The organism is Limnobacter sp. CACIAM 66H1 (assembly GCF_001601825.1).
In the GTDB taxonomy this organism is placed as follows: Bacteria; Pseudomonadota; Gammaproteobacteria; order Burkholderiales; family Burkholderiaceae_B; genus Limnobacter.
In genome coordinates this window covers 1-14,956 of record NZ_LUJK01000065.1, presented here as the reverse complement: position 1 = coordinate 14,956, position 14,956 = coordinate 1, and the positions used below count along the sequence as shown (strand labels likewise).

Genomic DNA, 14,956 nt, shown 5'->3' with positions numbered 1-14,956 from the left:
GGTGGAAATGCCAATACCAATCAAGACCAGCGCACCACCCATGGTGGGTGTACCAGCTTTGGCCAGGTGAGTTTGAGGACCATCATCGCGGACGGACTGGCCAATTTTGTATTGGGTCAATTTGCGAATTACCATCGGCCCCGCCACCAGCCCGACCAGCAGTGCCGTGGCACATGCCAGCACGGCACGCAAAGTCAAATAATTAAAAACACCAAAAGCGCGAATGTCTTGCGCAAGCCATTGGGTAAGCTCAAGAAGCATGGTTAGCCTCCCCTGAATGATGTTGAACCAGCGCTTGCACAACTCGCTCCATTTTCATAAAACGGGAGCCCTTGACCAGCACAGACCACCGGCCTTGCTTCGTTGTATTCATGGTGTTTTCTATTAAGGTTTCGATGTTCTTGAAATGTATTGCACCCTCGCCGAAGGCCAACACGGTGTGCCTGGTTGCGTCGCCAAGGGCGTACAGGTGTTTAACGCCCACCTGTTTTGCATAGCAACCGACTTCAGCATGGTATTCATCTGACTGATTGCCCACTTCACCCATATCACCCAGCACCAACAGAGTGCTGCCGGCCTGCTGAGCGAGCACTTTGCTTGCAGCATTCACAGAATCTGGATTTGCGTTGTAACTGTCATTGATCAACAAAATTGATGGTGTATTCAAGGCAACTTGCAAGCGCCCATTCACCGGTTGAAAGGCATTCAAACCGTCTTGAATTGCTTCATGGGTGCAGCCTGCGGCGTGCGCAGCGGCCGCTGCGCCAGCAGCGTTTGCATAGTTGTGCTCACCGATAAAATTCGGGTGCAATTCAATGTGCTTGCCCAAAGCGCTGAGCATCACAGTGGATTGGTCAGAATCACCCCGTGCTGGCAAAATATCGAAGTCCGCACCGCAACCAAAACGCAAGGTAGTTTTGCCGGTTGACATCTCTTGCCAACAATCATCGAACTCTGCACTCACCGGAAATACCGCACAACCATTGGGCGATAGATGGGTGAATGCACTACCGTTTTCTTTGGCGACCGCCAACACGGTTTTCATGAACTCTTGGTGCTCTCGCTGCGCATTGGTCAATAGCACCACATCGGGTTTTACCAACCTCGCCAGGTAATCAATCTCCCCTGGGTGATTCATACCCATCTCAATGACAGCCATCTTGTGCTGAGGTCGCAGTTTCAACAATGTTTGTGGCACACCGACGTCATTGTTCAAGTTACCCGCAGTCACCAAAACTTCATCGTTACCATACTGCGCCTTGCAGATGCTACCCAACATTTCCTTGCTGGTAGTTTTGCCATTGCTGCCCACTACAGCCAACACCTTCAAATCGAACTGTTGCCGCCATGCACTGGCCAAGGCCCCAAGGGCAAGACGAGTGTCATTCACCACAAACTGGGCAATCGGCAAATTGAGTTCGCGGTCAGTCACCAAAGCAGCAGCACCGGACTGCATGACCTGCTCTGCAAAATCGTGAGCATCAAATCGTTCACCAATCAAGCACACGAACACATCACCCTTTTCAACCAAACGACTGTCTGTTTGAATCAGGCGCACAGCACCGGGCACCTCTGGCGCACCCTTTTTCAGCTGCTTACTCAAAGCAGTCGCAACGTGTTCAAAGGCCCAGTTCAACTCAAGCATGCGCACCTCGCTTGGCCAGCGCGGTCATCGCGCACTGCGCATCAGAATGTGCAATCACTTGTGTACCAATCGTCTGTGTACTTTCATGTCCTTTTCCAGCCAATAACACAACATCTTTGGCGCTCGCGTTGGTAACAGCAAATTCAATGGCCTGTACCCGGTCAACCTGGACATAAAGTTTGTCGTGCAGGACCTTGTCGATTCCATCCACTATCTCTTGCAGAATGTTTTCTGGCTTTTCACTGCGTGGATTGTCGGATGTGACCACCACGAAATCAGCCTGATTAGCTGCCGCAGCTCCCATCAAGGGGCGCTTGCTGCGATCCCGATCGCCTCCACAACCAAACACAACCCAAAGCTTTCCCTGACGTTTATCTGCAAATGGACGAAGCGCCAACAGTGTCTTTTCCAACGCATCGGGAGTGTGCGCGTAATCAACAATCACTGCCGGTTCGCCTTCAATGTGCTGCATGCGTCCAGGTGCTGGGGTAACCCCTGCCAAAGCACTTCTCACCTGATTAACCTCGTACCCAAGCCTCACCAAGGTGGCAAAGACCAAAGCCATATTGTCGGCATTGAATTCACCAATGATGGGCGTGTCTATCCGGGTGACTGCACCATTCATCTTCAACTCAATGCGTTGACCCTTTTCTTGATGGGCAACATTCAGGATTTGGCACTCAGCACTGTTTGCACGCCCCACAGCAGAACAATCAATGTGCCTGCTCTGAACATGTGTCAAAAATTGCATACCGAAGGAGTCATCAGCATTGATCACCGCCAACCGCAAGGTAGGCCAGCTGGCCAGAATCATTTTGGAACGGCCATACGCAGCCATGTCCCCGTGATAGTCCAGGTGATCCTGGGACAAATTGGTAAAGAGCGCGACATCGATGCTGACACAGGCCAGTCGACGTTGCTCAAGTCCAATTGACGAGGCTTCAATACACACTGTTTCAAAGCCGTCCTGCCGCAATTCATGCAACAGATGATGAACACCGACCACATCCGGAGTAGTTAAACCGGTATGTGCCTTCAATTCGTCCGGCTTGCCGTAACCCAAAGTACCAATCACAGCAGCTTTTTTACCCAGATGACCAAGTGCCTGCGCCAACCAGCGAGTGACTGTGGTTTTACCGTTGGTGCCTGTCACCGCAATAATGGTCATGGCATCGCTGGGGGTTTCGTAATAACCGAAAGCCAGGTCAGCCAGCATGGTTTTTAGATGAAGTACGGGCAATACACTGGCACTTTGGTACGCTCGCTGATCGTCGTAATCAACCAGCACAAGGCCACATCTTTGCTCTATCAACAGATCATCCGCCAAATTTCGCGGATCAAATTTCTCACCTGGGACAGCAAGGAAAACGTCGCGTGGCCCTGTCAAGCGACGGTGATCTGTCACCAAGCCTGAACAATCAGCGTAGAACCCGCGCTCATGAAGTTCTGCCAACACCTCTGACACCGAATGAAGGTAAGCGCTGATCATAAGCGACTCCCCACTGCACTCGGTGCAGCAACAAACTTGCGTAACTGCTCAGTCGATTCAATCGCATCGGGCTGAACATTCAGGCGAGTCAACACGCTTTTGGTAATGGTCGAAAACACTGGCGCAGCAACCAAACCACCGTAGTACACGCCCCCCTTGGGCTCGTCCACCATAATCGCAACAATCACTCTTGGGTCCGATACGGGGGCAAGGCCAACATAGGAGGACACATACTTGTTCACATAACGCCCACCTTCCTGCTTGTGAGCTGTGCCAGTTTTACCAGCAACCCGGTAGCCCTGCACCTGTGCCTTGATCGCGGTTCCTTCCGGCCCCGAAGCCAACTCAAGCATGTGCAACATGCTGTCGGCGACCTTTTCACTAATAACTCGATGAGACACCACGGGGTCCTGCGGCCCCCGTTTAATCAAGGAAGCCGGAACGAAATATCCCTTGTTTGCGAAGATGGTGTACGACTGTGCCAGCTGAATCAGGGATACTGAAATGCCATGCCCGTAGGACATGGTCGCTTGCTCGATCGGACGCCACTTGTTCCAAGGGCGTACACGACCCGCCACCGAGCCTGGAAATGCAATCGCGGGTGTTTGCCCAAAACCCAGCAAATTGAAAAAATCCCACAAATCCTTTCGTTCGAGTTCCAGCACAATTTTTGAGGTACCGACGTTACTGGACTTTTGAATGATTTCCTCGACAGTCATGACACCATGCGGCTTGGTGTCACTGATGGTGGCTGGCCCAATCGACATACGCCCATTGCCAGTGTCAATTTTCGTACTGGCTTTTACCTTGCCTTGATCCATCGCCAAGGCCACACCAAATGGCTTTAAGGTTGAACCGGGTTCGAACATGTCAGTGAATACGCGGTTGCGTAACTTCTCGCCATGCAACTGCCCCCTGTTGTTGGGGTCATAAGTCGGAATATTGGCCATCGCCAGCAGTTCACCGGTTTTTGCATCCAGCACCACAGCAGCAGCAGCCTTGGCCTTGTGCTGCTCAACCGCTTTTTTCAGCTCCGACAACACGATGTATTGAACATCTGCATCCACGGACAACACCAAATCCTGACCATTGATGGGCGGACGCAGCTCCCGAATGTCCTCGATCACATTGCCCAGGCGATCACGCAACACATTTCGTTCACCATCCTCGCCAGTCAGTCGATCGTTGAACGCGAGCTCAACACCCTCCTGACCTTTGTCTTCAATACTTGTAAAACCCACCAAATGCGCCATGGTCTCGCCTTGGGGGTAATAGCGCTTGCTCTCTGTCACAAAACCGAGGCCAGGAATTTTCAGTGCCTTTGCTTTGGCAGCAACATCGGAATCCACCTGACGGTCCAAATAAACAAATGCGCGCTTGGAATCTTTACGCATCTGGGCAATCATCCGGTCGGGCTTCAAACCAAGCACGGCTGCAAGCTTGCGCAGATCTTCATCCTTGGCATCTACAATTCGACGGCCGTCATACCACACAGCCTGGGCCGGAACACTTTGAGCCAACACCACCATATTGCGATCCAGCAAACTGCCTCTACTCGCCTGGAGTGGCAAAGTACGCTCCAGGCGTTTCGCCCCCTGCTCCTGCAAGAAGTCATTGGAAATAATTTGCAGGTAAGCTGCGCGCGCGATCAAACCGCCAAAGGCCAGAAAGATGCACACCAAAACAAAACGCGATCGCCAGGCTGGCAATCGCATTTCCAACAATTCTGATCCGCCGAACCGAACAGCTTTACTCACGCTGAAAGCCCCCCTCCAGCTGCATGAAAACGACCGAGCCCGGTGCTGGTGGATTCATATCCAGTCGGGTGCGCGCAACCTCATCCACCCGCTCACCTTTGGCCAACGCCACTTGCTGTAATTGCAAACGTGTAAACGCCACTTCAATCTGGTGCTCTGCCTGTTGCTCCTGGCCCAATGCAACAAACAAGGTTCGCGCCGCGTGTTGCTGCTCAACCACCAACATGGCGCAAAAAATCACCAAAGCGAGCAACAGAATATTCAAGCGCCCCATGCGCCCCCCCCTACCGAAGAACCATCGGGCCACTCGGCCAGCTTCTCAGCAACGCGCAATACGGATGAACGCGAGCGGGGGTTCAATTCGCACTCTTCTTTGCTCGGCTTGATTCGATCCAGCTTTTTCATCAATGGCGTAGGCTCGGGCAACGGTAACTTGCGCAAACGCGCATCCTGCTGCGATTTTGGATTGGCCAGCTTTTCAATAAATTGCTTGGTTATTCGATCTTCAAGCGAGTGAAAACTGATCACCGCCAGCCTTCCACCCACCTTCAACCTTTTAAAGGCCGCAATTAAACCTTGTTCGAGCTGCGCAAGCTCCTGGTTGACGTGAATCCGTAAAGCCTGAAAGGTGCGCGTTGCAGGGTCCTGGCCCGGCTCCCGCGTGCGAACTGCCCCTGCCACGATCTGGGCAAGGTCGAGTGTTGTAGTGATCGGCCGCTCCGCGCGGCGAGCAACAATCGCTGTTGCAATCTGAACAGCAAACCGTTCTTCCCCATAATTCTTTATCACCTCTTTGATTTCCCGAGCTTCAGCCCGAGCAAGAAAATCGGCCGCGGACTCTCCAGTCTGCGGATCCATGCGCATGTCCAGCGGACCATCTCGGCGGAAACTGAATCCCCGCTCAGCCTGATCAATTTGGGGCGAAGAGACGCCAATATCCATCAACACGCCATCCACCTGATCGATGCCCAATGAATCAAGCGCTGACTCAAGATCGGCAAATGCGCTGCGAACCCCCTGAAAACGGGAATCCGCGATTTCACCCATGGCATGAACCGCTTGGGGATCACGGTCAAGGGCGACCAGCCGCCCCCGAGCCGAGAGTTTCTCGAGCAAGGCCCGACTGTGGCCACCCCTGCCAAAGGTGCAGTCCAGATAAAGTCCGTCGGGCGTGTGCAACAGGGCGTCAACCGTGGGTTGAAGAAGCACGGGGATGTGTTCATCGGCACTCACCTTCAGAAACTGAATTCGTTCAGTGATTCAGGCATGCCCGCAGCAATTGCCTTTTCCTCTTCCACCTTCAACAGCGTGGAATCCCAGATTTCAAAATGACTTCCCATGCCCAGCAACATCACTTCCTTGCTCAACGAAGCTGCTTCCCGCAATTCTGGGGACACCAGAATTCGACCCGCAGAATCGATTTCAACATCTGTTGCAAAGCCAAGGAAAATACGCTGCCACGGACGGGCAGACATGGGCCAAGCGGCAATTTTTTCTCGATGCTGCTCCCAAACCGGGCGCGGAAACATCAACAAACAGCCGTTGGGGTGTTTCGTAAGCGTCAAGGCCCCCTCGCACTGCGTTTGCAGCGCGTCACGATGCTTCTGCGGCACATTCATGCGCCCTTTTGCATCCATGGATAAGGAAGAACTGCCTTGATACACGCGAATTAAATTCCCACAAAATCACACAAATCCCCACGAATCACCACTTTACGCATTATGAAATGGGCGGTCAAGCAGTTCTCTCGAGAAAACGCTTTACAACCAATGACTTAGAAACACTTTGGAGAAAATTACAAGAAAAAAATCGCTGAAAAAATAAAGGCATAAAGACAACACTGAAAGTAATGTCTTAAGAAACGAACAGGGAATTAAATCTTGATGAAGGGGATTAGAAAGCGCGTCTGTAAGCCGGATTCTGTTCAATGGCTTTGCAGCCAAAGTGACAATCATTCCTCTAGGCTGAAAATTACTCTTCAGCTCAAGCCACCTACCCGCGCGCTCGGGGAGCGCCGTTGACGCTTCAAGCGTCTGCGCGCCTATTTGGTGTTGCTCCAAGTGGGGTTTACCTAGCCAGCCTTGTCGCCAAAACTGCGGGGGTCTCTTACACCTCCGGTTCGCCCTTGCCTGTGAAAGTTACCTTTCCATCGGCGGTGTGTTTTCTGTTGCACTTTCCGTCGCCTTGGGTCTTGTTGCCAAAACCGTATAGCGCCTGGCCGTTAACCAGCACCGTGCTCACTGGAGTCCGGACTTTCCTCTCCCTGAAATTCAGGCAGCGACTGTCCGACGCACTTTCCGAAAGCAAGTGTAGACCCATCCCAAACAAAAGCCAATCTTTCATCAGATGAAGAAACCCGACGTGTTGGCTTCGCGCGATAAACAGCAGAGTCTTCATAAAAGCCGGGGGTCTCGGAAACGCGAAACCAGCCGGGAACCCCCATCACCGGCAGGGGGCTTAAGTTACCGGGGGCGCGAAGTTGTTTAACCACCGACAACATCAATCGCTGCAACTCAGGCAATTCCATGTCAAGCGAAGGCACCTTTACGGGCACCACCTTTGCACACAAGCCTTTATGAGCTTTGCTCATGCTATCGAGCAAACCGTGCCCCAACAATAGAACCCTGGCACGAGTACTCCAGCTTTCTCGCTGATCAAGCAGCAAGGTTTTCCAGTCGTGCTGTAGCAAGGCCGTACAGAGCGACCACTCCGTGGTCAAAAGAAGCGCGCCGCTTTCATCGAACAAAGTCAGGGCATCGCGCAAGCGACTTCGACCATTGCCAGACAAACTTCCACTTTGGTCCGCGGAGCAACAGGCGTCCTGTACATGAAGCGCATTGATCAGCTGCTTTACTTTGGGAAAGGCCAACCAAACTTGGCCGTTGTACCAATCGTGAGAAAGATCTCGAGTCGGGATCTGGCCAGTTTGCACAAGGCGCTCATATTCCAGCGCTCCCAAACTCTCTGTCGAATGAACAAACACAGGGATAGTTTCGACTGTCTCTCCACGCAGGTCATTCAACCGACGGGCAACAGCGCCCTCATGATCAAGTCGAGGATCAAAACGGGCACGGTTTTCACCATAGGGCCATAGCCAGGGGCTAACTGCTGAGTCTGCCACCACCGATTACCGAAGACGGGTAACGGTCCAATCCAGCACCTCTCCTGCCCTCAAAGGCACAATCCCACTCTCGGTCACAAAGGGCAGCCGTTGCGGCACCTCAAAAGATTTGCGCTGTAGCTCAAACACACCTTCGTTAACAGGCAAACCATAAAATGCGGGACCATTCAAACTGCAAAACTTTTCAAACAGCTCAACGCTTTCCAATGCCCCCATCTGCTCAAAAGCTTCGGCGTACATGGCCATCGCGTAGGGTGCTGAATAGCAACCAGCACACCCACACGACATTTCTTTCAGATGCCTCGCATGGGGCGCACTGTCTGTACCCAGGAAAAACTGCGGTAAACCACTGGTCGCCGCTTTCAACAGTGCCTTGCGATGCACCTCGCGCTTCAACACTGGCAGGCAATACCAATGTGGCTGTAAACCACCCTTGAACAAAGCGTTGCGGTTATAAAGCAAATGCTGCGGCGTAATGGTAGCAGCCAGCAGCAGCCTGCCCTGCGCGTCACGCCCCGAATTTTCGGTGACAAATGTGGCCGCTTGCTCAGTGGTGATGTGTTCAAAAACTACCCGCAAATTTGGAAACTGCCGACGCAAAGGCTTCATCACCGTCTCGACAAATGCGGCTTCGCGATCAAACACATCCACATCCGCATCCGTCACTTCACCATGCACCAGCAAAGGCAAACCATGAAGCTCCATGGCCCGCAATACAGCGCCGCATTGGCCCAGCAAATCGGAAACACCGGCTTCAGAATTTGTGGTCGCGCCGGCCGGGTACAACTTCACTGCTCGCACTACACCGCTGTTGGCCGCTTTTTCAATTTCCTGAGGGCTTGTAGCACCTGTCAGGTACAGCACCATCAAGGGTTCAAACAAACGCATGACGGCCTGTTCCTCCGCGGAATAATCGCCTGTGCGACAAGCTTTCTCTACGGCATCCAGAATACGCTGACGATAAGCCACGGCTTGATCAACCGTGGTCACAGGCGGCTTCAAATTGGGCATCACAATCGCGCGTCTGAAATTCAACGCCGTGGCCGCAACTACATGCTCCAGGGCCTCGCCGTCGCGAAGGTGCAAATGCCAATCATCGGGCGGAGCAATTTGAATGGTCTGAATCATGAGGGCAGAGATAGTTGTAGACGGTTGGTATTTTACCTTAGGCAGATTGCCCAAAATTCCTCAAGGCCTGCCGACCAGAATAATCCTCAAGTCATTCACATTGGTCATGGTTGGCCCAGTCACCAACAATCGATCCAGACTCTTAAAGTAGTCATAACTGGTGTGTTGATCCAAGTGCAACTGAGGCGCAAGCTTGGCCGCCTTGGACAGCTGCATGTCACCCGGTAACATCAGTGCACCGGCATGCCCGCCGATACCGTCAATACCATCCGTGTCTGCAGCAATCGCAGCCACTTCAACAGGTGCATTCAAATCCCGAAGGTAAAAAGCCAAGGCCAACAAAAACTCGGAATTTCGACCACCCCTTGCTTGTCTTAGCTGAGTGTCATTCAGGGTTACCGTGCATTCGCCACCACTGATAATTGCCAGCGGAGCAGCTGGCCAGCCACCTCGCCCCATTGCTGCTTGTCTGGCAATTGCAGCATGCACCTGCGCCACGTCTCGCGCCTCACCTTCCAAAGTGTCGCCAAGATTAAGCACCTGATAGCCTTTGGCCTCGAGGTGTTGAGTAACCGCATTCAATGACTTCAAGTTACTAGCCAACAAATGCGTTTTCACTTTGCGAAAAACCAGCGAACTTCGCTTGGGTGTATCAGGCACCGCACCCTTTATCCCTTTCTCGAGATACCTGGCAATTGAGTGTGGCACTTGCACCGCCCAACGCTTGATTACCTCAATTGCGTCGTGAAAAGTGCTTTCATCCGGACTGAATGGACCCGAGGCGATTGACGAAGGATCATCGCCCGGTACATCGGATATCAACAACTGGAACACGGGCGCACGACAGACTTGTGCCAACTGCCCCCCCAGAGTTTGTGTCACATGTTTGCGCACGATGTTCATTTCATCGATCGGCGCACCGCAGGCCAATAAGGCACGGTTCAACTGTTGCAAATCAACAAAGGGAATATCGCGCACAGGCACGCTCAACAAACTTGAACCGCCACCTGACACCAGCGCGATCACCGCATCACTTGAAGGCACTTCCGAAATCGCTTTGTGCAGCCTGCGCGCGGCGCGCTGACCGTCTTCATCGGGCACTGGGTGCGCAGCCTGAACCACCTCGATCGTTGAAGTTTTCACCTCATGTCCGCGCCGCGTTACAACAAACCCTTGCAGTTTTTCTGAAGATCCAGCCACACCCTCCAAGGCTTTGGCCATGGATGCAGCCGCCTTGCCTGCACCAAAAACCCACACGCGCTCGCGCTCCGGGGCCAATTGGCTTAACCAAGGCATGATTTGCTCTTTCCACGCCTCCTGTAGGGCTTGTTCGGGTTGCGCCGCCAAAACACCCACCTCAAAAACCTCGGTCAAAAGGTCTTTGTAAAAATCATCCTTCTCAGACATGAAAAGTCTCTTAAAATAAAAATCAATTAATCAACAATTTACCAATTAAACCATGTGTCAATTGCTCGGCATGAACTGCAACACGCCAACCGACATCCAATTTTCATTTGAAGGCTTTGCCAAACGAGGCGGCTTGACCGATGAACATGCAGACGGCTGGGGTATCGCATTTTTTGAAGGCTCCGCAGCGAGATGTTTCATTGATCACCGCCCAGCCTCCGATTCACCTGTCGCGGAATTAATCCGGAACTACCCCATCCGCTCCTACAACGTGATATCCCATATCCGCAAAGCCACCGTTGGCCAAGTCAAACTGCAGAACTGCCATCCATTCATTCGGGAACTTTGGGGACAAGCCTGGGTTTTTGCTCACAACGGTGATCTGAAAGATTTCAATCCACACCTTCAAGGCGACTTTTTACCCATCGGAGAAACTGACAGCGAACTCGCATTCTGCCTATTGCTACAAACCCTGAAAAATGAGTTTGGCTACCGTACTGCAAGCAATCGCCCCAGCGTCGCTGAAGTCGATGAAGTGCTTCGCCCTGTGTGTTCGAAAATCGCTCAACACGGCACCTTCAACATGCTGCTGTCCAACGGGCAGGCCATGTACACGCATTGCTCCACCAAGCTGGAGTACATCGTTCGCGCTCATCCGTTCAAAGCCGCGCATCTGGTTGACTGTGACATTCAAGTCGACTTCGGTGCCGTCACAACACAGAACGATCGGGTTGCTGTCATTGCGACCGCCGCACTCACTGACGACGAAGTCTGGACCCCATTCGAACCGCAGTCCTTTTTGGTGTTCGAGGATGGCAGACCAGTGTTGAAGAACGGCCACTGCCTGCTTTCATAAACATTTAAAGCCAAAAGACAAAGGCTCGGCGCGCTGCAACTCGGCCAGCAGTATTTCACGCTGTTCTCGGGGGAATTCACCCAACACTTCCGTGGCAGCATAAAAACGTGGAAAACTTTGACCGCAGAGTTTATGCAAAGCCTTGAATGCAGGCACATACTGAGTGTACAGGCCAGACACACCCAACTTTGCATTATTTAAATCCTCAGCCATAAACCGGTCATAACCGGTCCATCCGCCCCAAGACTGTTTCAATTTTGCATAATCTGCCAGAAGCTGCTTGAAACGCTGATCCTTTAAATCAAGAAGTTGCTTTCTGTCCAGACTGTTGCGGCTTTCATAAATCACCTCCAGATCATCACGCGCTTGTGCCAACAAAAGCCGGAAGGAATTTCTGCGTGAATCGAATACCTCATACTGCGCCTTCAAACCCTCCCTCCCGGGCTGGGCCAACCACGCGACCACCCCCAGCTCCTCGACGGCGGTAGCGAAACTTTCGTTGAACATCGTGTCGTCGGCAATATAGACCACCTGGTGCGCCAACTCATGAAAAACAAGCCGAGCCAACTCTCCCGCTGGATAATTCACAAAAGTATTCAACACGGGGTCTGGCGTAAAACCAAGGGTTGAATATGCAGGCACTCCCAGAACGGCCACATCCAGACCCTGTTTCCGCAAACTTTCCGCAAGGGCCACTGCATTAGACTCTGAATAGAACCCCTTGTAGGAAATGCAGCCGAGCAAAGGAAAACACCAGGTCTCCAAAGTCAAACTATCTGCCGGGGACGCCACCACATTCCAGACTGCGAAGGCACGATTCAAATCTGCATAACTGCGATAACTCTGATTGTCAGGAAGCCCCAAGCGCCCCACGGAAAACTCACGAATGTCCTGAACGTATTCCAGTTGGGTGCGTAACCTGTCCGACACATCTGACCGCGCCAACACCTCATCAATATTCTCTGCAGCAGCCAACACCTTCAAATGACCCGTGGTGGCTTGCCAGAAATAAGCCCCAGTGCTGCATGCATTCAATAGAAATGCACTCGTCAACATCAAGCCCAACAATGCACTTCGCTGAATCATTTCCGCCCTGCCCTGAACCAATTACATTCATAGTAAAGCACGGTGATTGCCACAGTGGACAAAACCTGCGATTCTTAATGCTTGTACCAACCCGCGAAGTTTGTTGTGAATCCGAGCAAAATTGAATCCTGGGTTAAAACCCGCCGTGACATCCACGCCCACCCTGAATTGCGCTACGAAGAAAACCGTACCGCTGAAATTGTTGCAAAACGATTGACCGAACTTGGATACGAGGTCGAGACCGGCATAGGGCAAACCGGTGTGGTGGGCCTTATTCAAGGCAAGCAAGGCCCAGGAAAAATGATCGGCCTTCGCGCCGACATGGACGCATTACCCATTCAGGAACGCAACCAATTTCCGCACGCTTCCCGTCACCCTGGGAAAATGCACGCATGTGGCCATGATGGTCACGTTGCAATGCTGCTGGGTGCCGCACAGGAAATCGCAGAAAACCCCAACTTCAAAGGCAGTGTTGTCCTTATTTTTCAACCTGCCGAAGAGGGTGGGGCAGGCGCACAACGCATGATCGACGACGGTCTGTTTCAGCGTTACCCGGTCGATGCAGTGTTTGCAATGCACAATTGGCCAGGTCTGCGAGAGGGCGAGTTTGCTGCACACACGGGTGCGGTCATGGCCTCGAGCAATGAATTTTCAGTAAAAATTCAGGCCAAAGGTGCGCACGCAGCGATGCCGGACCTGGGCATAGACCCTGTGGTTATTGCCGCACAACTGATCCTGGCTTTCCAAACCATTGTCAGCAGAAGCTGCAAGCCTGTGGAGCCCGCCGTATTGTCTGTCACCCAGATTCAGGCGGGGGAAGCAATCAATGTGATCCCCGACCACGCGATCTTGCAGGGTACAGTTCGTACCTTCAGCATAGACACCCTGGATCTGATTGAGCATCACATGAGAAAGCTCAGCACCGAACTTTGCGCCGCCTTCGGCGCAACTGCCGAGTTGGAGTTTGACCGAAAATATCCGCCAACCATCAATTCCGCTGACATGGCTGAATTGGCGAAGAAAGCGCTGGTCGAAATACCTGAAGTAACCGCAGTTCACACCAGCTTGCCACCGACAATGGGCGCGGAGGACTTCGCCTTCATGCTCCTACACAAACCTGGCGCCTACCTTTGGATCGGCAATGGCGATGGCGGTCACCGAACCCATGGACATGGTATTGGTCCATGCACTTTGCACAACCCTAGCTACGACTTTAACGACAAAATACTTCCACTGGGTGTGAAAGCTTGGTTGGCCATTACGCACGCCTTTCTTGAGCGTAACTAATCGTCACTGAACTCGATAACCCAAAAGGGCCTCAAACTCCAACTGCTTGGGGCGTTTCCCCATAACGAGCAGCTCCCCCTGAGTCGGGACAAAAGAGAGTGAGTGCACCCTGCCACTTTTTGTCAGTGGTATCCATGACTTTCCCTGAACGATCATTATTTCTTCGAATACATTCGATTCAATCACGAAGCGATGTCTGACACGGTCAAGCACACCATTCACAGGCGCTGACAATACTTTCAAAGAGTCGGAAGGCACATCAAAAATCGACACCAATGTAAAACGCCCCTTCTTCCTCACCCCATCGACTATTAATTTCGGATCCAAACCCACTGCAGCCGCATACAAAGCATCGTCTGGCAATTTGGCAAACAGGGATTGGCTGACTCCAAACGAATGCTGATAACCCAGTTCATCCGCCCCATCGTAGTGACTCAAAATGGCGCTTTCCGGCGGTAAAAGAAAAAACAGATCGCTATGTAGGGATTGAAACCCATGTCGACCAACAAACCCAGCCCCCCAGGTGGAATCCACTACCTTCCAAACCCCATTGATCTTGACCGCATTCCACACATGATTGACCGGTTTACCATTCCGGTGCGAGGTTACAGGACCACCTTTTACCAAACCATAAATTGTCTTGACCTCCAAACCGGCCATCTGCATCAAGCGATGAGTCACATTCGCATACACAGCGCAACTTCCGCCGCCCAACTCATGAAGCTTCTGAAGTGAATGCTGTGACGGATCCCCAATCTTGTTGGCCAGTCCCGCATCGTGTTTGAAATGATAAGTCACCCACCGGTAGACCAGCCATGCCCTTTCCTCATCGGTCGCAGCAATTGAAAGTAAAGAATCAAGTCTTGATTCTAACTGTGAGTTAGGTGAGGCAAGTGTGTGTTGGAAATGGGTGTTAAGTTGTTGATACCGGGTGACACCTTTGTCTGCACCCGCCGCGTAAGGGACAAGAAAAACCAATAGAGCAAAAAAATACCGCGACCGATGATCAAGAAAATACTTCAACTTCAATTCCAAGATAAACGAACAGAAAGCTAAGACGATATCGGAATAAAAGAAACATCCAATGAATCGGAAGCCACTTGGGAGCAAACAGCTTCGTTCTGAATATTGCGTGGCAACATCACTAGATCAAGTGAATGTTGTTGAGAGTTGTGAATTG

The 14,956-nt window shown here is 52.1% G+C and carries 12 protein-coding genes, 1 other RNA gene and 2 pseudogenes; 2 read left to right on the top strand and 13 right to left on the bottom strand.

Features of this window, described 5'->3' with window-relative positions; all coding sequences use genetic code 11:
• From A0129_RS14310 to A0129_RS14265, 11 genes and pseudogenes are all read right to left on the bottom strand, one after another.
• Window positions 1-261, bottom strand: a pseudogene (locus A0129_RS14310) (phospho-N-acetylmuramoyl-pentapeptide-transferase); the annotation flags it as partial.
• The gene (murF, locus tag A0129_RS14305) at window positions 251-1,645 is read right to left on the bottom strand and encodes a UDP-N-acetylmuramoyl-tripeptide--D-alanyl-D-alanine ligase (protein WP_291716037.1); all 1,395 of its coding nucleotides are present in this window, start codon (window positions 1,643-1,645) and stop codon (window positions 251-253) included. The gene murF and the pseudogene A0129_RS14310, both read right to left, overlap by 11 nt.
• Window positions 1,638-3,134, bottom strand: a complete 1,497-nt coding sequence (locus A0129_RS14300; protein ID WP_291716035.1) for a UDP-N-acetylmuramoyl-L-alanyl-D-glutamate--2,6-diaminopimelate ligase — start codon at window positions 3,132-3,134, stop codon at window positions 1,638-1,640. Before A0129_RS14300 ends, murF begins: the two co-directional genes overlap by 8 nt.
• Window positions 3,131-4,849: a penicillin-binding protein 2 gene (locus A0129_RS14295; RefSeq protein WP_291716039.1), complete on the bottom strand. Its 1,719-nt coding sequence runs from the start codon at window positions 4,847-4,849 to the stop codon at window positions 3,131-3,133. The genes A0129_RS14300 and A0129_RS14295 overlap by 4 nt, the downstream gene beginning before the upstream one ends.
• 34 nt (window positions 4,850-4,883) lie before the next feature.
• Window positions 4,884-5,165: a cell division protein FtsL gene (ftsL, locus tag A0129_RS14290; RefSeq protein WP_105027286.1), complete on the bottom strand. Its 282-nt coding sequence runs from the start codon at window positions 5,163-5,165 to the stop codon at window positions 4,884-4,886.
• Window positions 5,153-6,124, bottom strand: a complete 972-nt coding sequence (gene rsmH, locus A0129_RS14285) for a 16S rRNA (cytosine(1402)-N(4))-methyltransferase RsmH (RefSeq protein WP_291716032.1) — start codon at window positions 6,122-6,124, stop codon at window positions 5,153-5,155. The genes ftsL and rsmH overlap by 13 nt, the downstream gene beginning before the upstream one ends.
• 2 nt (window positions 6,125-6,126) lie before the next feature.
• Window positions 6,127-6,555, bottom strand: coding sequence for a division/cell wall cluster transcriptional repressor MraZ (gene mraZ, locus A0129_RS14280; protein ID WP_008250386.1), 429 nt, complete (start codon window positions 6,553-6,555; stop codon window positions 6,127-6,129).
• 229 nt (window positions 6,556-6,784) lie between these two features.
• Window positions 6,785-7,188: RNase P RNA component class A (rnpB, locus tag A0129_RS14275), an RNA gene on the bottom strand.
• Between the two features lie 83 nt (window positions 7,189-7,271).
• Window positions 7,272-7,874, bottom strand: a pseudogene (locus tag A0129_RS15865) (DUF3025 domain-containing protein); the annotation flags it as partial.
• A 144-nt stretch (window positions 7,875-8,018) separates the two neighbouring features.
• The gene (pyrC, locus tag A0129_RS14270) at window positions 8,019-9,140 is read right to left on the bottom strand and encodes a dihydroorotase (protein ID WP_291716030.1); all 1,122 of its coding nucleotides are present in this window, start codon (window positions 9,138-9,140) and stop codon (window positions 8,019-8,021) included.
• 60 nt (window positions 9,141-9,200) lie between these two features.
• Entirely contained in the window at window positions 9,201-10,547 is a 1,347-nt protein-coding gene (locus A0129_RS14265) for a glycerate kinase (RefSeq protein ID WP_291716028.1), read from the bottom strand.
• Between the two features lie 52 nt (window positions 10,548-10,599).
• On the opposite strand from A0129_RS14265, the gene A0129_RS14260 reads away from it, so the two are divergent.
• Window positions 10,600-11,403 carry a class II glutamine amidotransferase gene (locus tag A0129_RS14260; RefSeq protein WP_291716026.1) on the top strand — a complete coding sequence of 268 codons (804 nt, stop codon included), beginning with the start codon at window positions 10,600-10,602 and terminating at the stop codon, window positions 11,401-11,403.
• Here the strand turns inward: A0129_RS14260 and A0129_RS14255 are convergent.
• Window positions 11,398-12,489, bottom strand: coding sequence for an aminopeptidase (locus A0129_RS14255; RefSeq protein ID WP_291716024.1), 1,092 nt, complete (start codon window positions 12,487-12,489; stop codon window positions 11,398-11,400). The genes A0129_RS14260 and A0129_RS14255 overlap by 6 nt on opposite strands.
• Window positions 12,490-12,594: 105 nt before the next feature.
• Here A0129_RS14255 and A0129_RS14250 point away from each other — a divergent pair, with 105 nt between their 5' ends.
• Window positions 12,595-13,776 (top strand): M20 aminoacylase family protein, encoded by a 1,182-nt coding sequence (locus A0129_RS14250; protein ID WP_291716022.1) that lies wholly within the window; start codon window positions 12,595-12,597, stop codon window positions 13,774-13,776.
• Window positions 13,777-13,779: 3 nt separating this feature from the next.
• Here the strand turns inward: A0129_RS14250 and A0129_RS14245 are convergent, their stop codons facing one another.
• The gene (locus A0129_RS14245; protein ID WP_291716020.1) at window positions 13,780-14,799 is read right to left on the bottom strand and encodes a transglutaminase domain-containing protein; all 1,020 of its coding nucleotides are present in this window, start codon (window positions 14,797-14,799) and stop codon (window positions 13,780-13,782) included.
• Between the last annotated feature and the right edge of the window lie 157 nt (window positions 14,800-14,956).